General features: G+C 55.2%; 21 protein-coding genes. 18 read left to right on the plus strand and 3 right to left on the minus strand.

Translation table 11 applies throughout. The features are described from left to right. Positions 1–92 precede the first annotated feature (92 nt). From ACKVOS_RS04980 to ACKVOS_RS05005, 6 genes are read left to right on the plus strand one after another with little or no spacing between them, the layout of a single operon-like run. Positions 93–644 carry a hypothetical protein gene (locus ACKVOS_RS04980; protein ID WP_409210913.1) on the plus strand — a complete coding sequence of 184 codons (552 nt, stop codon included), beginning with the start codon at positions 93–95 and terminating at the stop codon, positions 642–644. Further along, positions 628–993 (plus strand): hypothetical protein, encoded by a 366-nt coding sequence (locus ACKVOS_RS04985; RefSeq protein WP_409210914.1) that lies wholly within the window; start codon positions 628–630, stop codon positions 991–993. Before ACKVOS_RS04980 ends, ACKVOS_RS04985 begins: the two co-directional genes overlap by 17 nt. A 49-nt stretch (positions 994–1,042) precedes the next feature. After that, entirely contained in the window at positions 1,043–1,582 is a 540-nt protein-coding gene (locus tag ACKVOS_RS04990) for a hypothetical protein (protein WP_409210915.1), read from the plus strand. A 15-nt stretch (positions 1,583–1,597) separates the two neighbouring features. Then, positions 1,598–1,921 carry a phage head closure protein gene (locus ACKVOS_RS04995; RefSeq protein WP_409210916.1) on the plus strand — a complete coding sequence of 108 codons (324 nt, stop codon included), beginning with the start codon at positions 1,598–1,600 and terminating at the stop codon, positions 1,919–1,921. A gap of 28 nt (positions 1,922–1,949) precedes the next feature. Then, a complete protein-coding gene (locus ACKVOS_RS05000; protein ID WP_409210917.1) occupies positions 1,950–2,144 on the plus strand; it encodes a hypothetical protein in 195 nt (64 codons plus the stop codon). Next, positions 2,141–2,539 carry a DUF3168 domain-containing protein gene (locus ACKVOS_RS05005; RefSeq protein WP_409210918.1) on the plus strand — a complete coding sequence of 133 codons (399 nt, stop codon included), beginning with the start codon at positions 2,141–2,143 and terminating at the stop codon, positions 2,537–2,539. The genes ACKVOS_RS05000 and ACKVOS_RS05005 overlap by 4 nt, the downstream gene beginning before the upstream one ends. 3 nt (positions 2,540–2,542) lie before the next feature. On the opposite strand, the gene ACKVOS_RS05010 is transcribed toward ACKVOS_RS05005, so the two are convergent. Further along, positions 2,543–2,776, minus strand: a complete 234-nt coding sequence (locus ACKVOS_RS05010; RefSeq protein ID WP_409210919.1) for a hypothetical protein — start codon at positions 2,774–2,776, stop codon at positions 2,543–2,545. 47 nt (positions 2,777–2,823) lie between these two features. Here ACKVOS_RS05010 and ACKVOS_RS05015 point away from each other — a divergent pair, with 47 nt between their 5' ends. The 10 genes from ACKVOS_RS05015 (at position 2,824) to ACKVOS_RS05060 (ending at position 11,836) form a co-directional block, all read left to right on the plus strand. Further along, a complete protein-coding gene (locus ACKVOS_RS05015) occupies positions 2,824–3,231 on the plus strand; it encodes a phage tail tube protein (RefSeq protein WP_409210920.1) in 408 nt (135 codons plus the stop codon). Further along, positions 3,228–3,542, plus strand: a complete 315-nt coding sequence (locus tag ACKVOS_RS05020) for a GTA-gp10 family protein (RefSeq protein ID WP_409210921.1) — start codon at positions 3,228–3,230, stop codon at positions 3,540–3,542. Before ACKVOS_RS05015 ends, ACKVOS_RS05020 begins: the two co-directional genes overlap by 4 nt. After that, positions 3,539–3,730, plus strand: coding sequence for a phage tail assembly chaperone (locus ACKVOS_RS05025; RefSeq protein WP_409210922.1), 192 nt, complete (start codon positions 3,539–3,541; stop codon positions 3,728–3,730). The genes ACKVOS_RS05020 and ACKVOS_RS05025 overlap by 4 nt, the downstream gene beginning before the upstream one ends. Continuing rightward, complete coding sequence (locus ACKVOS_RS05030; protein WP_409210923.1) at positions 3,723–4,301, plus strand: tail tape measure protein; 579 nt, start codon at positions 3,723–3,725, stop codon at positions 4,299–4,301. Before ACKVOS_RS05025 ends, ACKVOS_RS05030 begins: the two co-directional genes overlap by 8 nt. Before the next feature lie 51 nt (positions 4,302–4,352). Next, positions 4,353–6,629, plus strand: coding sequence for a DUF2460 domain-containing protein (locus ACKVOS_RS05035; RefSeq protein WP_409210924.1), 2,277 nt, complete (start codon positions 4,353–4,355; stop codon positions 6,627–6,629). Further along, the gene (locus ACKVOS_RS05040; protein ID WP_409210925.1) at positions 6,629–7,450 is read left to right on the plus strand and encodes a DUF2163 domain-containing protein; all 822 of its coding nucleotides are present in this window, start codon (positions 6,629–6,631) and stop codon (positions 7,448–7,450) included. Before ACKVOS_RS05035 ends, ACKVOS_RS05040 begins: the two co-directional genes overlap by 1 nt. Further along, a complete protein-coding gene (locus tag ACKVOS_RS05045; RefSeq protein WP_409210926.1) occupies positions 7,440–7,853 on the plus strand; it encodes a hypothetical protein in 414 nt (137 codons plus the stop codon). Before ACKVOS_RS05040 ends, ACKVOS_RS05045 begins: the two co-directional genes overlap by 11 nt. Before the next feature lies 1 nt (position 7,854). After that, positions 7,855–10,056: a phage tail protein gene (locus ACKVOS_RS05050; protein ID WP_409210927.1), complete on the plus strand. Its 2,202-nt coding sequence runs from the start codon at positions 7,855–7,857 to the stop codon at positions 10,054–10,056. Between the two features lie 44 nt (positions 10,057–10,100). Continuing rightward, positions 10,101–10,550, plus strand: coding sequence for a DUF2793 domain-containing protein (locus ACKVOS_RS05055; RefSeq protein ID WP_409210928.1), 450 nt, complete (start codon positions 10,101–10,103; stop codon positions 10,548–10,550). A 158-nt stretch (positions 10,551–10,708) separates the two neighbouring features. Further along, positions 10,709–11,836: an OmpA family protein gene (locus ACKVOS_RS05060; protein ID WP_409210929.1), complete on the plus strand. Its 1,128-nt coding sequence runs from the start codon at positions 10,709–10,711 to the stop codon at positions 11,834–11,836. A gap of 115 nt (positions 11,837–11,951) precedes the next feature. On the opposite strand, the gene ACKVOS_RS05065 is transcribed toward ACKVOS_RS05060, so the two are convergent. Together ACKVOS_RS05065 and ACKVOS_RS05070 are read right to left on the minus strand one after the other, a co-directional pair. Then, entirely contained in the window at positions 11,952–14,711 is a 2,760-nt protein-coding gene (locus ACKVOS_RS05065; protein ID WP_409210930.1) for a [protein-PII] uridylyltransferase, read from the minus strand. 60 nt (positions 14,712–14,771) lie between these two features. Beyond that, on the minus strand, positions 14,772–16,475 hold the full coding sequence (locus ACKVOS_RS05070) for a class I adenylate-forming enzyme family protein (protein ID WP_409210931.1): 1,704 nt from the start codon (positions 16,473–16,475) through the stop codon (positions 14,772–14,774). A gap of 76 nt (positions 16,476–16,551) precedes the next feature. Here ACKVOS_RS05070 and lgt point away from each other — a divergent pair, with 76 nt between their 5' ends. Beyond that, positions 16,552–17,415, plus strand: coding sequence for a prolipoprotein diacylglyceryl transferase (gene lgt, locus ACKVOS_RS05075; RefSeq protein ID WP_409210932.1), 864 nt, complete (start codon positions 16,552–16,554; stop codon positions 17,413–17,415). Next, on the plus strand, positions 17,405–18,475 hold the full coding sequence (locus tag ACKVOS_RS05080; protein WP_409210933.1) for a class I SAM-dependent methyltransferase: 1,071 nt from the start codon (positions 17,405–17,407) through the stop codon (positions 18,473–18,475). Before lgt ends, ACKVOS_RS05080 begins: the two co-directional genes overlap by 11 nt. Positions 18,476–18,957: the final 482 nt, after the last annotated feature.

Genomic DNA, 18,957 nt, shown 5'->3' on the forward strand with positions numbered 1-18,957 from the left:
AATATATTGACAACGTAACGCTGTTTGGGTACAAATAGGCATCGTCGAAAATTGCGATTCGCAAACGGGCGGAAATCACACAAGGATTGCACATGAATATCTTCGGTTGGAAATCAACCGGGCGCGGATTGCTGCGTCCGGCCAAAGCGCGTGTCCGGCAGGATCGTCTGTCGGGTGTGCGTGCCTATGGGCAAACGGGGCTGGGCGATTGGCCGCGTAATTACGAGGCGCAAATACGCGAGCTCTATCTTGGCAATGTCATTGCCCAGCGCGCCGTCGGCATGGTGGTCCAAGGGTTGGCCGCGGCCCCGCTTTCGGCCAATGATCCCGCGGCGCGCGCGCTGGTCACGACCTCCTCCGGTGGGCAGGATTTGCTGGAAACCATGACGTCGCATCTGATGTTGCACGGCAACGCCTTTGTCGAGATTCTGTCCGGCACGGATGGCCGCCCGGCGGAGCTTTACGCCTTGCGGCCCGAACGGGTCACGATAGAGGCGGATAGGCACGGACAACAACGTGCACCAACCGGTTTGCAAACAAGGGGAAGGCCAGGCAGATCCGTGGACATGGCAAAAACTGGCCGCCGATGTTGTCAACAGCACGGTCACTTTGGCACCTGTGCCGGGCATGATGTTCGAGGCTGAACCAGATACCACCTATTTGGTCGAAATTATGGGAGCATATCAATCGGTTATCAATACCACGGGATTGGCGCTTGTGCTCGATATCCCTTCAGGTTCTGTGATCGGCCAGGCCGTCGCTGTCGTTACCGGCACCACGCCGGGCATGATCGAGCAATTTGCCGATGGTGTATCAAGTGGAGCGACCCCTGCGACCCGCGCGCCGAACAGCAATACGGCCCTGTCCGCGCGCTATCTGGTGAATGTTGGGTCTGCCGGTGGTCCGGTGCAGCTCATGTTTCGCAGCGAAATTGCCGGATCGGCCATTACTATCAAAGCGCATTTGACCGTCATGGGAATGCGCAAAATTTGAATCTCTCCGCCAGATAGCTTCACCAAAAGACACCCAAAAGGAATTTGAAATGCTGAGCCTCGATCCGCTCGGCCTCGACAGCGCAATGCTGGACGAGGCACGAGCCTATGTGCGCGCCGATCCGTCAGAGGATGATCCCTCGCTATCGGCGGCGGTGTTGGCGGCCATTGGCCATGCCGAACAATTTACCCGTATGGTCTTGATCCGCCGGACGGCGCGCGAAGTCATAAGCGCGTGTTCCGGCTGGCACATCATTGCGGCAGCACCGGTGCAGTCCATGATATCTGTCGCCGGTATTCCGGCAGAAGGCCCCGTATTTACGCTCGCGACCGACGCGTGGGAGGCGAAAATCGGTTCGCGCGGCGATGCTTATGTCAGGATTAAAAGGCCGGGCATTGCGGGGCGTGCGGAGATCACCCTTACGGTCGGTCTGGCCGAAAACTGGTCATCACTACCGGAAGTTCTCCGGCTCGGTGTGTTGCGTCTGGCCGCGCATTTCTATGCCCATCGCGACGATCCAAACGCAGATGGCCCGCCAGCGGCCGCACGCGCTTTACTGCTGCCATGGCGGCGGATGCGCGTGAACTAGGCCGGAGGAATTCCCATGACAGAATTTGCAGGCAACTTGCGTGAAAGGGTGGTTCTTGAAACACGCCTCGACGCGCGTGATCCAAGGGTAAGCTCAATCGGAAGATACAGCTATGTCGGGTCGGTATGGGCCGCTTTGGTGCCGCTCGCTCCTGCCGAATTAACCCGCGCGGATGCTCTGTCTGCTCTTCCGCGCTGGCAGGTGATCCTGCGAAAGCGCGAAGGGGTGGGGTTGAACACACGGATTACGTGGCGTGGCAAATATCTCGCCATCCGCGCCGTGATTATCGATCCGCGCCAGCCTGCTCAAATGCTGCTGACCTGTGAAGAGATTCAATAATGCCAGATCCCGAAATCCGGACCAGAATATGTTTGAAAAACTGACCAAAGCGATTGAACGGCGCGCCGCACGTGAAGTGCAACGAACGAAGGAACGCCTGGTCGAGACACCGGTGCCCCCGGGTGTAACCGCACAGGTGGGCGACGAAGGCATAATCCTTTCGGGCCGAAACCTTCGACGCCGGATGCTGACAGACCCGCATTTAAGGAATTTTGGACGATGACGAATGCTTTGAACATTCTGCAAGCCGCCGCGATTGACACAATCGAAGAGCATCCCGAATTGTCACACCACATATTGGGCATCTTCGATGGAGCACCGCCACGTGCGGTGTTTCCTTATGTGTCTTTGGGCGATGCGATCATGAGTGACTGGGGAACCAAAACGGAAATCGGCCGGGAAATCCGGTTTCCCCTAACCATATGGGAAAGCAGTGATGATCCGTCACGAATCTCTGAATTAGTCGGGCATCTGGAAGATGCTGTGGCTGCGATACCGCGCGATTTAAACGGCTGGCATATCGCGAGCTTAGTTTTCCTGCGCTCTATTATCGTGCGTGACCCGGTTGGTCCGTGGGCAGGCCTTGTCGAATATCGCTTCCGTTTGCTTGCGACTTAGCCGTCAGGCCAATGGATAGTCTTTTTTCTTGCCGCCGTCGGGTTTGCACGCCGGCATCAAAATGGCCGGACCTTTAGGGTCGGCCTCTGTACGCGGTATCGTGATATTTTCCCGACGTTCAACGTCAGGTTTGACCGCCTTTGAAACAAGTATGACGCCGACAGGGCAAGACGGCGCATCCGCTTTTTGCTGCGGTAATGTTGCGACCGTCGCTGCGGCCAAAATCATCATCAACAAGGCGATCTCCTCTCCCAACGAGTCGTCTAATTCAGGAGAACATAACTATGCCAGCCGAGAAAGGAAGCGCTTTCCTGCTCAAGATAGGGGATGGGGCGCCGAACCCTGTTTTCACAACTGTCGCCGGTTTGCGGACAACCCAATTGTCGATAAATGGCGATCCAATCGTCATCACCAACAAGGGGTCAGGCGCTTGGCGAGAGCTGTTGTCAGGCGCCGGTGTACGGTCCGTTTCGGTGTCCGGGGCTGGCGTGTTTACGGGATCATCTGTAGAAAATAGGATAAAAAACAATGCGTTGTCTGGAATCCTGGATGACTATCAGCTGAGTTTTGAAAGTGGCGAGCGATTGCAGGGGCGCTTTCTTGTGACCCGGCTAGACTATGCGGGCGATTTCAATGGAGAACGATCCTATACACTCGCGCTGGAAAGTTCCGGCCCCGTGGTGTCGTTATGACCGGCGCAGTGAATAGCGCCCGGGGTGAGGCGATACTTCAAACCGAAAATGCTGCGTTTATGCTGCGGCCGAGTTTTGCAGCATTGGTTGCTGCTGAAGCAGAACTGGGTTCGCTTTTTGCGCTGGTCGAAAACGCCGCGGAAGGCCGGATGAAGCTAGCCGACATGATCGCGCTATTTTGGCATTGTCTTTATGAACCTCCGGCCGGAGTGACGCGCGAAGATTTTGCGGAGGCCGTCGTTGCCGCGGGGCTTTCGTCCGCGACACCGGCGCTTAAGACCATATTGGCGCAGATTTTGGGTGCACGATGAGATTCATCGACAATGCACTGCGTCTGGGCGGGCACAGTGCGTGGGTGTTAGGGTGGCGACCAAGTGAATTCTGGAACGCAACGCCATTCGAATTGGCCAGCATCCTGAGTTCCGGCGCACCGGCGCACGAAACCCCGCCCGATGCGGCGGCATTACACACATTGATGGAGCTATTCCCCGATGGATGAAGAAATTGAACGGTTGGTCGTTGCGGTGCGTGCCGATACGCGTGCATTTGCCGCAGACGTCACGACAATGCGCGCCGAGCTTGACGGACCTTTTGCCGCAGGCTTGGAACGTGCGGGCACTGCGCTTGAGCGTGGGCTCGTTGGTGCCATCCAACGGGGCAAGTTCGGATTTGAAGATCTGCGCCGTGTCGCGTTGTCCGTGCTTTCCGAAATTGCCGCGGCGGCGCTTCGCTCGGGGCTCGATAGTATTGGCGGCGGCGATGCGGGTGGTCAGGGCGGCTTGCTCACGTCGCTTGGCTCGTTCCTTGGTGGTGCTCTTGGCGTCCCCGGACGTGCCACAGGTGGGCCAGTTTCGCCCGGCCAGGCCTATCGGGTCGGTGAACGCGGTCCCGAGTTATTCGTTCCGACAAGCAGCGGGCGGATCGAAACAGGCGGAATGACTGCCGCTCCAACGCATGTGCGTCTTTCTATCCACATTTCAGACAATGGACGGGCCAGTGCTCCAGATGCGCTGCAAAGATCAAGCCGCCATGTCGCCCGCGCCGTCCGTCAGGCTTTGGCGAGGGATTAGATCATGCCGTTTTGGTTATGCAATTCACGTCGCCGTCAACATGCGAGCCCCATGATGCGTTTCGATCCGCGCTTCTGGACGGTAAACTTCCCCCGTCCGATGATGGCATCGGTGGTGTCCACTGGACCCGATTCCCTGCGGGCCGAAGCTGTCTTTTACAAAACTGACGATCTGGCCGGTTTGATTTGGGAAAGCGAGGACCGCTGGGACCACCCGTTGCTCGGTTATGAAACCAACCGTGATTACCGGCGCTTGACGCTTCGATTTCGCTGGCGGTCGCAAGGATTGATGCCGCTGGATGCCATCAACGGACCGACATTGACAGTCTCGGGACGTGACGCCGCCGGACAATCGAAAAGCTGGTTCGTGCGGTTATGGAATTATGCGAGCGGCACACCTGAAGATGCCGAAATCACTCTGAAATTCAGCGAACTTGATGGTGGCTTTCTCCTGCCTGGAGAGGCGGACCCAGTCTATGCTGGCGATATCGACCAGATGTTTCTGTCGCTGGTCCCGCCAGTCTATACAGGTTCCGCCGGTGCTTTGGCGTCGCCCGCCGAAGCTTGGGTCGAACTGAGTGGTATAAGTTGTGACGGGGCGGGTGTCATGCTCGATACCGGCGACGTCCATTTGCCGGAACACCGTTTGAAAATGGCGACAGGATATGACGACGGGTATAACCAGACACCCGAACGTCTGTTGCGCCAGATCCATGCTTTGGGATACCGCGATACAATCAACCATTATGTTGGGATGAGTCACTATTTTCGGCTCGAGCTGCTGGACGGCGCGCATTATGTCAGCCTTGCGGGAGGTACGCTGAATTCTCCGTGTCGGGCCTGGCACCGCGATTTTGCCGCGCGCGCCAAGGCAGCGGGCTTTAATCTTATCTTTTCGCTCAGTTACGAGCTTTTCGATTCCCATTGTTGGCATGATTGGAAGCAGCGGGCGGAAAATGGCGATCCGGCGCTGACCGGTTGGGTCCCGCCATCTACTTTATTGTCGCCCGCAAATGCTGCTGCAATGGGCTATTTACAGGCTGTCGCCCGCGCTTTTGTTTCGATCCAGAAAGATGCCGGGCTGCCCGTCAAATTCCAGATTGGCGAACCGTGGTGGTGGATCATGCCGGATGGCCGGATCTGCCTATATGATGATGCCGCCAAAGCTGCATTTGGCGACCAACTGGTTTCGATTGCCGGAATCAGAGGATCCAAAACAGCCGCACAAATTGCAATGCTTGATCGTGCGGGAGAAATGCTTGCGGCGTCAACGGCAGCCCTTTCGGCGGCGGCAAAGGAGGAAGCGGGAGAAGGTGGCGCAGAAACATTCTTGCTCGTCTATTTGCCGACGGTACTCGACCCGCTTTCACCCGAAGCTATGCGCGCCAATGTGCCCCTCGCATGGGCCGCGCCAGCTTTTGATGTGCTTCAGCTTGAAGATTATGACTGGGTAATCAATGCCGATCACGGATCGACCAAAAGGGCCGTGCCGTTGATGAAGGAGCGCTTGGGATATCCAATTGAAAATCAGAATTATTTTTCGGGTTTCGTTCTTTATCCCGACAATAAGGCGCAGTGGGACGCAATCGTCTCTGCAGCCGAACGGGCTGACGCGCGGGGTACGGCGCAAACCTATATCTGGGCGTTGCCGCAAGTCGCGCGTGATGGTTTCACCTATTTTAAAATAGCGCAGGAGGAAGGACCAATGCAGTCTTTCGACGATATTTTATTCCCGCTCGAAATCGGCCGGGATGCGATGGCGGCGGCTGAATTTTCCACGAACATTGTAACGACATTGTCCGGGCATGAGCACCGCAATAGCAGTTGGTCCGATGCACGGCTCAGCTTTGATGCAGGGCCCGGCGTCCGGTCGGAGACGGAGCTTGCAACTCTGATCGATTTCTTTCGTGCCCGCCGCGGCGCTGCTGTGGGATTTCGTTTTACCGACCCGTTCGATTTCAGCTCAAATGAAATGGTGGAAGAACCAACGTCCGGGGATCAGATTTTGGGGACCGGAGATGGAATACGCACCGCATTTGCATTGGTGAAAAATTATGGAGGCGCGTCGCAACGGCGGCACATTACCCGGCCTCGTGTTGGCAGCATCCGGGTTGCGGTTGATGGAGTGCCCACACAGGATTGGGCTCTGGCCGAAATGGGAATTATTGAATTTGCGTCACCGCCGACCGAGGGGGGCATCGTGTCGGCAGGTTTCCTTTTCGATGTACCCGTGCGGTTTGCCGAGGACCGGATCGAAGTCAGTCGGGTCACCATCGGCGCAGGTGAAATTCCGCATATCCCGCTTGTCGAAATAAAGGAATATCCCTGATGGACATGGAAGTTCTGGCGCAAGTCACGACGCTCGCCTTTGGATGGCGGCTGGAACGCAGCGATGGTGTCACGCTGGGTTTCACCTCGCATGACAATGATGTGCTGCATGATAGTCTGTTGTTGCGTGCGAGCCCTGGTTTAAAACCGACGACAATCGTCGAAAGCCTTGGCCTCGAAAATGACGGTCTAGATGTAAATGGCGCGATTGCTTCCGAATCGATACGCCAAGATGATTTGTCCGCCGGGCGGTGGGATGCGGCATATTTGGAAATCTTTCTATTCGACTGGCAGGACCCGGAGGCAGAAGTCCGTTTGCTGGCTTGTGGTGAATTGGGTTCGGTGTCTTTTTCCGGCGAAGCATTCGAGGCCGAATTTCTCGGTTTGAAAACGGCCTTTGATCGGTCGATTGTACCTCAAACTTCGCCGACGTGCCGAGCTTCGTTTTGCGATGCCGCATGTGGCCTTAATCCGTTGAAGTTCAGGCACATCGCGTATCTAAACCGGGTTGAAGATCAGCGGATATTCTTGGATGGTGAACTGCCCTTCGTGGCGCATAGCTTTGCCTATGGCCGATTGCGAATATTAAGCGGCCGGCATTGTGGGCGCGCGTTTGACATTATCGGGAATGATACCGAAAGTTTCGTAATATCGCCTTTTCCAAGGGGCGGAATTGAATCCGGTGCGCGGATAGAAATTGTCGAAGGCTGCGACAAGCAGATCGCAACCTGTGCTATGCGATTTGGCAATGCAGTCAATTTCCGCGGTGAACCCTATTTGCCGGGAAATGACCTTCTGACCCGTTACCCCGGTGCAAATTGACCCGCCCGCTGCGATTGCCGGCCGGGCGATGGAAATTGTCGGTGCGCCTTTCAAGCTGGGTGGAAGATATCCGCATTCAGGGCTTGATTGCGTCGGAGTTGTTGGCTTTGTTTTGGCCGATCATCTGGGTTCGGACCCGCTGCCCCATGATTATGCCCTTCGTGGTGAATATCTCGACCGGATTTCAGCTTTTTTTGATCGCTATACTTTCCAGCGTTTAGAAAATGCCGGTCCAAGGTCAGGCGACATTTTACTGTGTCAACCAAGCGTAAGGCAATTTCATTTGGCGGTTGTGGCCGATCATGGCGCGGTTCACGCCCACGCCGGCTTGCGACGTGTGGTGCTTTCCCCGTTACCTTTGCCTTGGGCGCTGACCGGCCATTGGCGCTTTGCAGGAGACTGAAATGGCAACCCTTGTTTTAACCGCAGTAGGTGCCGCAATAGGTGGGCCTCTTGGCGGGGCTATTGGCGCAGCCATCGGGAAGCAAGTCGACAATGCATTGTTCGCTCCCAAGCCGCGTGAAGGCGCGCGCCTGAAGGAATTGGATATTCAGGTTTCCAGCTATGGAAGCCAGATCCCGGCGTGTTTTGGAAAAATGCGGGTGGCTGGCACGGTGTTCTGGGCCACGGATCTCGTTGAACGCCGTGCTAAATCCGGTGGCGGAAAAGGGCGACCTTCGACGGTAAACTTTTCCTATTCCGTCAGTATCGCAGTAGCTTTGTCCAGCCGCCCCATTTTGCGGGTGGGCCGCATCTGGGCGGACGGGAATCTGATACGCGGCAGCGCGGGGGATCTGAAAGTAGATACCCAGTTGCGTGTATACACAGGTCATGGCGACCAAAAACTCGACCCCCTTATGGCGTCCGCCGAGGAGATGCAGCACTGCCCGGCATATAGCGGGATTGCCTATGCCATGTTCGAAGACTTGCAACTGGCTGACTTTGGGAACCGTATTCCTTCGCTCACGTTCGAACTTTTTGAACGGGACACAGCGGTTCCAGTTGCCGAAATATTCTATGAAGCAACCGGCGGTTTGGTGGCAGGCGAAAGCCAGCAATCGGTTGATGGCTTTGCGATGTCAGGTCCGACGGCTCGAGAACCGCTGGCATTATTGAATGAGAGTTTTGCGATGGAGTGCCGGACTAGAGGCAGAGATCTTCTGGTCGGTGAAGTTCCACAGCTTCACCGTTATCCACATTTGGTTGATCCTGCTGTATCTGAAAATTCCACTCGCTTTGATTCTCTGCGTGAAACGATTGAGCCAGCCAGTCGCGTGCCACATGTTATGACCTTGCGCTATTACGACAGTGAACGGGACTTTCAAACCAGTCTGCAACGTAGCTTTAGAGGGGCGTCTTCAGCGATCGAATATAGTATCGAATTACCAGCCGTTCTTGATACTGCCACCGCAAAACGAATAATAGAAGGGCGATTGCTGGATATACAAAATCAACGCCGCAATTGGCGTGGTGACGTTGCTTTGAGCAAAGAGAGGTATTATCCGGGCGATTATTTCGTTGATGCCAATGGCGGCACATGGCAAATAGTCCAAATTGAACATCGTTTTGGTTCGGCCGAGATTATGGCGCGAGCGGTGCGTTCATCCGCCAATTTGCCGGAATTTGTTGTAACGCCTGGACGCACAGTTTCGTCACCGGATCTGCCCATCGGCAAAACCAGAATAGTTGCACTTGAACTGCCTGTCATAGGTCTGACCGATCCCGCAAAGCCGATCGTTGCCGTGTTTGCGGCGGGGACAGGCGCGGGGTGGCGCAGGGCCGCGCTTTCACTCGGCGCCAACAGCGCTCAGATTGATTTGGGGGCGACCGCACATTCCGCAATCATAGGGTCTTCACTCGAACCGCTCACCTCGCATGAACCGCATCTTGTCGACGAACGGCGCGGGTTGAGGGTCCAGGTTTTGAATTCAGGTATGGACATTGCCAATCGTACCGGATCGCCTTTGGACATTGACGCACCCCTATTCTGGCTTTCGGGAGAGTTCATCCGATACGGGAATTGCGAAGATCTGGGCAGTGGTGTGTATCGATTTTCAAGACTATTGCGCGGCTGTTTCGGATCGGACGATAATGTCGTGCTCCATCCCGTTTCGGCACCTTTTGTTCTGATAGAATCCGAAAGCGCACGGATTTTAGACGAGCGCCTATTTGGCGTCGGCGATACGATCCAAGTTGAAGCATTGGGCCTTGGCGACGAGGAGCCGGCAAAGAGCTCGATGCAAGTACACGCGCTAGCGACAACACCCTTTGCGCCTGTGCACGGCGGCATGCGGCGAACTGCCGACGGCGGATTGACGGTGCGTTGGATAAGGCGTGCGCGCATCGACAACGGCTGGAAAGACGGGATTGATCAGATGATGCCGGAAGAACGCGAGCGCTACCGCGTTTCACTTTTTGCGGACGACAATCTGGTCAGCGAAAATTTTGCAGAACAACCAGAATTGACGTTGAGCGGAAGTCAATGGTCGGAAATGGGCTTGGATGACTCCGTCAGCATCAGGGCAGAAATCCGGCAATTGGGGCGCTATGCCGTATCTGCTCCGCTCACAATCCATCTGCCGGCCGGCTCCCGTTCGACGTTTTAGCAAATCTTGAAACTTATTGAAACATTTTGAAAAGGAGCATTCCAATGGCGACACTACAAACTGCGCGCTTCGATTTGCCACTTTTGGCAGTAAGCCAGGCTCAAAAAGAAGTGACCCACAACGAAGCTTTGGTGCGGATTGATGCGTTGCTTCATGCTGTTGTTGAATCTGTACTTTCAACCCCACCCGTTTTGGAAGAGGCAGATATCGGCAAATGCTGGTTGATAGGTGCTCAAGCAACCGGCGAATGGGTTGGACGATCGAACCAGCTCGCCATCTGGATTGGCAGCGATTGGCGCTATAGCAAAGCAATCGAAGGTATGAAGCTGCGGCTCAGAGATGAAAAGAGCGATGCCGTTTTTGACGGGAGTAACTGGGTTGTCGCCCCCGCCATCGTGGACCCTATCGGGGGAGTGGTCATTGATGTGGAGGTTCGGCAAGCCCTATCGTCATTATTGGAACATTTGCGATCTACCGGACATGTTACCCGTTGAACTATTGTGTAAAATTTAACGCGCTAAATCGGGCTTTTTTGGCGATGTAGCGACATTTGGGCAACAGTATCGCAACATAGTTGCTTGCATCAGTGCAACAGATTCGATAGAGCCAAACTCTCGAATTTCCGTTCCTAAGATAGAAAAGGGGATAGTTGATGCGTAAGTTAGCCATAGGTCTGGCACTCGCTTCTACAGCTCTGGCATCACCGGCTTTGGCCCGCGACGACCAGTGGTATGTCGGAGTTGATGGCGGTGCCATGATTGTTGAAGATATGACGTTGGACATCAATACTGTTAGTGATGCCGCGACAATCGATACTGACACCGGATATGATTTTGGTGGTATTGTCGGATATGACTTCGGCGGTTTCCGTCTGGAATCAGAAGTGTCTTATCGGGAAGCCGACATTAAGGGCTTTTCCAGCACAACCCCTCAAATTACCGCAGGCGCAAGCACTGCTCTTTCTCCCGGCGGTAACTACACAGTTGCAGGCGATGCAAATGCTCTGAGCTTCATGGTCAACGGTTTGCTTGACTTTGGTGACGATGATGGCCTCCAAGGCTTCGTTGGCGGCGGCGTTGGCGTTGCCCGGGTTGATTTGCAGACTGTTTTTGGTGGACCATCGTTCCTTGATGACTCGGACACCGGTTTCGCATGGCAGGCTCTTGCCGGTATTCGTGCTCCGTTGTCCAATAACTGGGATGTCGGCCTGAAGTATCGCTTCTTCAATGCGAACAAGGTGAACTTGGTCGACCGTCTGGGCCGTGACGTGGAAACACGTTTCCGTTCGCACAGCATCATGGGCAGCTTGATCTATAATTTTGGCGGCGCACCTGAGCCAGTTGTGGCACCACCGCCACCACCAGCACCTGTGTATGTCGCACCCCCGCCACCCCCACCACCGCCACCACCGCCACCGCCACGTGCGGTTTGCAACACGGGTCCATATATCGTGTTCTTCGATTGGGATAAGTCGAACCTGCGTCCTGACGCGGCTTCGGTTCTGGACAACGCTGTTGCCCAGTACGCCGATTGCGGAAATGCGAAGGTCATGTTGGCTGGACATGCTGATAAATCAGGTACCGCAACGTACAACGTTGGCCTGTCTCAGCGTCGTAACTCGACTGTTCGTGCATATCTTGAATCGAAGGGTGTTGCCGGCGGCGCGATCGCTACCGAAGCCTTTGGTGAAACTGCACCTTTGGTACAAACCGCAGATGGTGAGCGTGAACCGCAAAACCGCCGCGTGGAAGTTACCTACGGTCCAGGTTCGGGCATGTAATTTTCGGATTGCAATACAAAAAACGAAGAAGGGCTGGTCGCAAGACCGGCCCTTTTTTATGTGTTTGAGATTTGAATAGGTATCAGCCTGCTTGGTCGAGATTTTGGTTTCGCTTCTAAGCCGCAGCTTTGCTTTTTGTAAGCGCGCTTCCTGCCGCGGCGTCGATAAGACGGGCCTCCAAAGATTTTAAGCGCGATTTACTCTCGATCTTGCCGCCCAACAGGTCTGTGACATAGAAAGTGTCGACCGCGCGCTCACCATAAGTCGCAATATGCGCGCTGTGCAGGGTGACTTTGGATTCAAAAAGAGCTTGTGCGAGGTTGTTGAGCAAAGCCGGCCGATCCAGTGCGTTGACTTCGACAACGGTAAAGCGATTGGATGCCTGGTTTTCAATGAAAACGGATGGCGCAATCTTGAACGCATCGGCACGGCGCAAAGCTTTCGGCTTTGCATCCAGTTGTGCCATCAGCCTTGCGCGATTGGTAAGCGCATCCTGAATATTGCGCGAAAGCCGGGTCAACTGGCCCTGTTCTCGAAACGGGCGGCCAATCGGATCTTGTATCAGGAAGTTGTCTACCGCCATGCCGTCGCTGCTTGTATGAATTCGGGCGTCTATAATATTGCCGCCGGCCAGATGAATGGCGCCGGCGATGCGGTAAAATAACCCAGGATGGTCGGCGGCATATACCGTGACCAGAGTGGCTCCACGCTCCGGATAATAACAAGCGTCAATAGCCAAATCGGCATCCTTGTTCGCCATCAAATGCTTGGCATTGCGCGCGATGATATCCGATGGCTCGGCTATCCAATAGGCGTCGGGCAGACGCTTTGCCAATTTTGCAAATTCAGAGGCTGGCAATTGAAGATCATGCTCCAGCTTTTCCTTTTTCGCGGCAATGCGTTCTTCGCGACCGCGTTGCTTATGCCCCAGTCGAAGAACTTCTTCGGTCGCTTCATAGAGATCGGAGAGCAATTGCCGCTTCCAACTGTTCCAAACACCCGGTCCAACAGCGCGGATATCGACTACTGTCAAAACCAGAAGAAGCCGCAATCTCTCTGGCGATTGTACGGCTTGGGCAAAATCCAAAATGGTTTTGAAATCAGCAAGGTCGCGCTTGAATGCAGTGGCCGACATGAGCAGATGATAGCGCACAAGCCAGGCAACTGTCTCTGTTTCGGCCGGATTGAGCCCCAGCCTGGGGCAAAGACTTTCCGCAACTTGCGCGCCTAAAACACTATGATCGCCGCTTCGGCCTTTTGCGATATCGTGCAGTAATGTCGCGACAAACAATACACGACGACTGACAATCTGACGCATTATCGCGGTCGAAAGGGGATGGTCTTCTTTCAAAGAACCAGACTCAATTTTGGCGAGCAAGCCAATGGCGCGGATCGAATGTTCGTCCACTGTATAGTGGTGGTACATGTCGAATTGCATTTGCGCTACGACACGCCGGAAATCTGGAATGAAACGGCCAAATACCGTCGATTCATTCAACCATCGTAAAACAGTCTCCGGGTCGCGTGGAGATGATAATATCTCCAAAAACAGGGCATTGGCCCGACCATCCCGCTGAACCGCTCGATCAATTAGTCGCGCATCACGCTGGGCCGCGCGCATCGCGAGCGGATGTATTTCCAACCCGTGCAAATCAGCGAGTTGAAAAATTTCCAAAAGCCTTACCGGATTTTCTTCGAAAAAGCGGTCATGAGGTAAAGCTAGCCGCCCTCTGTCCAGTTGAAATCCATTCAGCTTGCGTGGATTGCGGGTAAACGACGGTAAAAAACGACGACCTTTTTTCGCCATTGCCTCATCAAGATGCGCGAGAAACAAGCCTGTTACATCCCCGACCGTTTTTGCGTTGAGGAAGTAATACTGCATAAAGCGTTCAACGGTTGAACGTCCGGGGCGTTCCGCAAAATGCATGCGTTCCGCCACTTCGCGCTGCAAATCGAAAGTGAGACGCTCTTCCGCCCTTCCAGTTATGGCGTGCATATGGCAACGCACCGCCCAAAGGAAATTCTCCGCCTTTCGAAAATGCCGATATTCGTCGGCGGTCAGCAACCCGACATCGACCAAATCGGAAACGGACGAGACCTGATGGATATATTTCCCAATCCAATAGAGCGTGTGCAGGTCGCGTAAGCCGCCCTTGCCGTCCTTGATATTGGGTTCGACCACATAACGGCTATCGCCCATGCGCTTGTGGCGTTCGTCGCGCTCGATCATTTTCAGCCGAACAAATTCCGACGCCGTCTTGCCGACGACTTCGCTCCAGAATCGGCGTCCGGCCTGTTCGTAAATGTCGCGATCCCCCCATACGAAGCGACTTTCGAGAAGCGCGGTGCGGATGGTGAGATCCTCTTGCGCCATTTTGACCGTTTCATCCAGCGACCGGCTGGATTGCCCGACTTTCAGCCCCAAATCCCAGAGAAGATAGAGTATAGCCTCGACCACCTGTTCGGTCCATGAACTGCGCTTATAGGGCGTAACGAATGCTATATCGACATCGCTGTGCGGGGCCATTTCGCCGCGGCCATAGCCGCCCACGGCCAAAACGGCGATCCTTTCGGACGCAGACCTGTTGGCCGCGGGATAGACATGGACGGTTACATAATCGTAGATCAGCCGGACAATCTGGTCGATCAGAAAGGCCTGCTCAGTCGCCGCGCGATATCCTTGAGAAGGATGAAGTTGCAAGCGGCGGTCAATCTCTGCCCGGCCCTGCGCCAAGGCGGCTTGCAACTGTTCCAGCACGCGTCCGCGCTGGGTCAGTGTTTCGCGTTCCGACGCAATATCGTCCAGCGTTTCCGCCAGAGATTTCCGGTCGATAATATCGCGCTGCTTTACAATATGATCCGCTGTCGAAGCCATAGGGCCTCCTATACCCCTATTTCATCGGGGTCGAACCAAAATGCAGGCCGGTGCCCAAAGTTAGACAGGCGCACCGACCTTTGCATTATATTCGCGGCGCAATGTGACCCGGTCGATCTTCTGCGTGCCAAGACGCGGAAGCGGTTCGGGCGCCTGCCAATAATGCACCGGAATCTTGAATGGTGCAAGGCGGGGGGCCAGAAAGGCCTTCAGGTCTTCTTCCGTCAGGGCCACGCCATCCTTGGTGTGGTAGACGATACCCGGGACTTCGCCATATTTGTCATCGGCAATGCCGAACACCGACAGTTCGACGATCGAGTCATGCTCATAAGCAGCGGCTTCGACTTCGGGGCAGCTGATATTCTCGCCGCCGCGAATGATGATGTCCTTTTTGCGGTCGACGATGAACAAATAGCCGTCTTCGTCCAGATAGCCGATGTCACCGGTACGGAAAAAGCCGTCCTTGGTGAAGGCGTCGCTGGTGGCCTTTTCATTGTCCCAATAGCCGTTGAAATTGGCGATGGTCCGGATGCAGACCTCGCCCCGTTCGCCCTGCGGCATACGGTTGCCGTCGTCGTCCAGCATTTCGACCTCGACCAAGGGCTTGGTCGCAGGGCCCGTGCTTGTGGGCTTCAGCAGATAGTTTTCCGTGAAATTGCCGCAACCCACGCCATTTGTTTCGGTCAGGCCATAGCCGAGCAACGGGTAACCCCAGCTCATTTCCTTGCGAATTTTCTTCACATGGTCGACCGGACGCGGCGCGCCACCGGCGGCAAAGGCGGTGCAGCTCGTCAGGTCATATTTGTGGCGGTTCGGGTGGGTCGCAAGCTCGATGCTCATCAACGGCACGCCGACAAAATAGCTGATCCGTTCCTTTTCAATGATGCGCATGGCTTCTTCGGCATCCCATTTGGGCATCAGCACCAGCTTGCGGCCAATGGCAAAGCTCTGCAGCACCAGCGGGACCGAAGCCGTCACATGGAACAGGGGCACGTTGACCAGGGCCGAAGGCTGCGCGGGCATGGATTGCCCGGTCGCGCTCAGCAATTCGAAGAAGACGAGCGTCTGGCCCACATAGCTCATCGCGCCCTGAACGACGCCGCGATGGTCGGAAACCGCGCCCTTGGATTGGCCGGTGGATCCCGATGTGTAGAGAATAGTTGCATTATCCAGCGCATCAATGGCGGGCAGGGCTGTTTGTGCTCCGCCGCCTTGCGAAGTCAACACTGACAAACCGTCAACTGGCGAACAATCATGGCTGAAAATCAACAACTGGCAGTCGCCAATGTCCTGACCTTCCAAACGCGCCGCCCGCTGTGCATCGGCCAAAACATAGCGACAGCCGACCATGCGGATACCTTCCGCCAGTTCGCCACCTTGCCACCATCCGTTCAATAGCGTCGCAACACCCCCCGCCATGATGATTGCCATATAAGCGACGATCCAGTTTGCCGAATTTCGTGCCGCAATACCGACGCGCTCACCTTTTTGCAGACCGCGCCCCTCAACCAAGCCACCGGCCAGCGCGCGTGCAGCCGCGTAGGTTTCACCAAAGGTCAGGCGGCAATCACCGTCGACCAGAAATTCCTTATCTGCATGTGTTGCGCAGAAAAACGCGAAATAATCCGACAGATTTGTAGGCGCTTTTGCCAACATCGGCATTTGCACCCCGTATTTTTCCACATGGGTAATGGTGAGAGGCCCATCATTTTCCATCAGACGCGAAATTGTCGCAGTGATCGCAAGGTCCAGCTCGGTCGGCATTTTGATTCTCTCCTAAACTCTTTGTGCACCTTCTATTTCGCTCTATAGGAATGTCAAAATTTACCGAGGATTTCCTGTGTCATTTGAAATTATTGCGACCGCCGCCGAATTTATCCAGTTTACCGACCTTGGCGTGGGGCCGGTTGCGCTGGATTTGGGGTTCTTCCAGATTCGCTGGTATTCGCTAAGCTATCTGGTCACGATATTGCTTGGCTATTGGTATCTCACCAAATTGCTGAATCGGCCGGGTGCACCCATGTCACGCGCACATGCGGACGATCTCATTCTCTACATGACATTGGGCATCATCTTGGGTGGCCGATTCGGCTACATCCTGTTTTATGACCAAGAATTGCTTGCACTGGATCGCTTTTACAGGCTTTGGGAAGGTGGGATGTCGCTGCACGGCGGCACATTGGGCGTTCTGTTTGCGCTTTGGCTATTCACCCGCGCCCACAAATTGTCCTATCTTCGCGTTTGCGATTATATCGCGGTATGCGTACCTTTCGGAACATTTTTGATCCGGCTGGCGAATTTTGTGAATGGCGAGTTGTGGGGGAAGGTGACTGACGTTCCTTGGGCGATGGTGTTTCCTGCGGCCGATGAATTTCCCCGCCACCCGAGCCAGCTTTATGAAGCCGGTCTTGAAGGCTTGTTGATGGCAGCGATTATCTGGCCATTATTCTGGAAAACCGATGCCCGGTACAAGCCCGGTCTGCTTACCGGTGTTGCCGCGCTGATTTACGGCATGGCGCGTTTCAGCGTCGAATTCGTCCGCGAGCCCGATGTTCAGTTGAAATGGTTGCCCGAAATGACCGGGCTAAGCATGGGTCAATGGCTGACCATCCCGTTTTTGTTGTTCGGCATCTGGCTGATCGCGACCGCAGCAGGCCGCAGACAGCGGGTCGAACCTGTATCAGGCAGCAACAGTGTCGCCTGACACAGGCCAACTCGCGCTTCGGCTGGCGAAGCAGATTGAGGGTTCCGGCCCGATCAGTGTCGCCGAATATATGCGCGCGTCGAACAATGAATATTATGGCGCAGGCGACCCGTTCGGGGTCGAAGGCGACTTCATCACAGCGCCGGAAATCAGCCAAATGTTCGGCGAACTGATCGGCATGTGGCTGACCGATATGTATCTGCGCCAGAACAGTCCGGCGAACTGCCATTATGTCGAACTGGGCCCGGGGCGCGGCACCTTGGCCGCCGATGCCTTGCGCGCCATGTCCAAATTCGAATTCGCACCCGCCGTGCATTTTGTCGAAACCAGCGAAACATTGCGTGCACAGCAGCTCAAAAATGTGCCGCTCGCCACCTTCCACGACCGGGTTGAAAGCCTGCCCACCGACGGGCCGTTGCTGGTCGTGGCGAACGAGTTTTTCGATGCGCTTCCCATCCGCCAGCTCATCCTGACCCATGCCGGTTGGCGCGAACGGGTGGTTGTGCGCGACCGGGGTACAAAATTCGCCGCGATGCCCGGCTCCTATCCGATGGATGGATCGGTCCCCGCCGCGTTTCAGAATTCCCCCGTCGGCAGCATATTCGAATCCTCGCCCGATGCAGCGACCATCATGTACGAACTGGCCAACCGCATCGCCACACAAGGTGGCGCGATCCTGGTCATCGACTATGGCTATACCCAGCCCGCCCTGGGCAGCACCTTGCAGGCGGTGAAAGCGCATGACTATGCCGATCCTTTCCTTGACCCCGGCACCTGCGATTTGACAGCACATGTGAATTTCCTGGAACTCGGCAATTTGGCGCGCATGCGGGAATTGGTTGTTTCCGGGCCAACGACGCAAGGCGTGTGGCTGTCCGCGCTCGGCATCGGACAACGCGCCGCCGCTTTGGTAGAGGCATCACCTGAAAAAGGCGAAGAGATATTTATTGCACGAGACCGTCTGGTCAAAACCGGTGAAATGGGGACTTTATTCAAAGTCCTCGCCGCGCACTCCGCTGACTGGCCAGCTCCCGAGGGTTTTGGCGGTCCGGTGGTTTAAGAGACGCTGCAGTATTGCATTTGGTTCGCACGAAGTCACAAAGACAGGAAGAAGTGTAGCGAAACAAAAGGGTCGATTTGCACGTTCCCTTCAATGCAAAAGCCGTCACCCTGAACTTGTTTCAGGGTCCATTTTTCAGTTCTTGCCTGCTGACGAGAGAATAGCCGCCCAATGCCGCACAGTTGCGCTTTCATCCGCGCACCGGGCATGGCTGCACGATGGACCCTGAAACAAGTTCAGGGTGACGACGTGGATAGCAGAGAACATGTTCTACAAACTCCTCCTCTCCCCTAAAGGAGAGAGGGGGGTTAAGTCTCCTAATCGGATATCTCGATCGAAAGCGGACTTTCCGGACACGACAACATTTCTGCCACTCCACCCGAAATTTGCATTGCTTAATAGCTGCCGATCATTCAGCTTTTCCGATAGCAGCAGCTTCAAACTAGTAATTTGGGGAGAGATTGATGAGTGAAAAGGGATGG

Source organism: Sphingorhabdus sp., assembly GCF_046154385.1.
In the GTDB taxonomy this organism is placed as follows: Bacteria; Pseudomonadota; Alphaproteobacteria; order Sphingomonadales; family Sphingomonadaceae; genus Sphingorhabdus_B.

What these genes read in the sequence shown, in the direction of transcription:
- ACKVOS_RS05060 (WP_409210929.1), top strand. Translation starts at nt 10,709, where the DNA reads ATGCGTAAGTTAGCCATAGGTCTGGCACTCGCTTCTACAGCTCTGGCA.
- ACKVOS_RS05055 (WP_409210928.1), top strand. Translation starts at nt 10,101, where the DNA reads ATGGCGACACTACAAACTGCGCGCTTCGATTTGCCACTTTTGGCAGTA.
- ACKVOS_RS04995 (WP_409210916.1), top strand. Translation starts at nt 1,598, where the DNA reads ATGACAGAATTTGCAGGCAACTTGCGTGAAAGGGTGGTTCTTGAAACA.
- ACKVOS_RS05050 (WP_409210927.1), top strand. Translation starts at nt 7,855, where the DNA reads ATGGCAACCCTTGTTTTAACCGCAGTAGGTGCCGCAATAGGTGGGCCT.
- ACKVOS_RS05005 (WP_409210918.1), top strand. Translation starts at nt 2,141, where the DNA reads ATGACGAATGCTTTGAACATTCTGCAAGCCGCCGCGATTGACACAATC.
- ACKVOS_RS04985 (WP_409210914.1), top strand. Translation starts at nt 628, where the DNA reads ATGATGTTCGAGGCTGAACCAGATACCACCTATTTGGTCGAAATTATG.
- ACKVOS_RS05065 (WP_409210930.1), bottom strand. Translation starts at nt 14,711, where the DNA reads ATGGCTTCGACAGCGGATCATATTGTAAAGCAGCGCGATATTATCGAC.
- ACKVOS_RS05025 (WP_409210922.1), top strand. Translation starts at nt 3,539, where the DNA reads ATGAGATTCATCGACAATGCACTGCGTCTGGGCGGGCACAGTGCGTGG.
- ACKVOS_RS05070 (WP_409210931.1), bottom strand. Translation starts at nt 16,475, where the DNA reads ATGCCGACCGAGCTGGACCTTGCGATCACTGCGACAATTTCGCGTCTG.
- ACKVOS_RS05035 (WP_409210924.1), top strand. Translation starts at nt 4,353, where the DNA reads ATGATGCGTTTCGATCCGCGCTTCTGGACGGTAAACTTCCCCCGTCCG.
- ACKVOS_RS05020 (WP_409210921.1), top strand. Translation starts at nt 3,228, where the DNA reads ATGACCGGCGCAGTGAATAGCGCCCGGGGTGAGGCGATACTTCAAACC.
- ACKVOS_RS04980 (WP_409210913.1), top strand. Translation starts at nt 93, where the DNA reads ATGAATATCTTCGGTTGGAAATCAACCGGGCGCGGATTGCTGCGTCCG.
- ACKVOS_RS04990 (WP_409210915.1), top strand. Translation starts at nt 1,043, where the DNA reads ATGCTGAGCCTCGATCCGCTCGGCCTCGACAGCGCAATGCTGGACGAG.
- ACKVOS_RS05000 (WP_409210917.1), top strand. Translation starts at nt 1,950, where the DNA reads ATGTTTGAAAAACTGACCAAAGCGATTGAACGGCGCGCCGCACGTGAA.
- ACKVOS_RS05040 (WP_409210925.1), top strand. Translation starts at nt 6,629, where the DNA reads ATGGACATGGAAGTTCTGGCGCAAGTCACGACGCTCGCCTTTGGATGG.
- ACKVOS_RS05030 (WP_409210923.1), top strand. Translation starts at nt 3,723, where the DNA reads ATGGATGAAGAAATTGAACGGTTGGTCGTTGCGGTGCGTGCCGATACG.
- ACKVOS_RS05015 (WP_409210920.1), top strand. Translation starts at nt 2,824, where the DNA reads ATGCCAGCCGAGAAAGGAAGCGCTTTCCTGCTCAAGATAGGGGATGGG.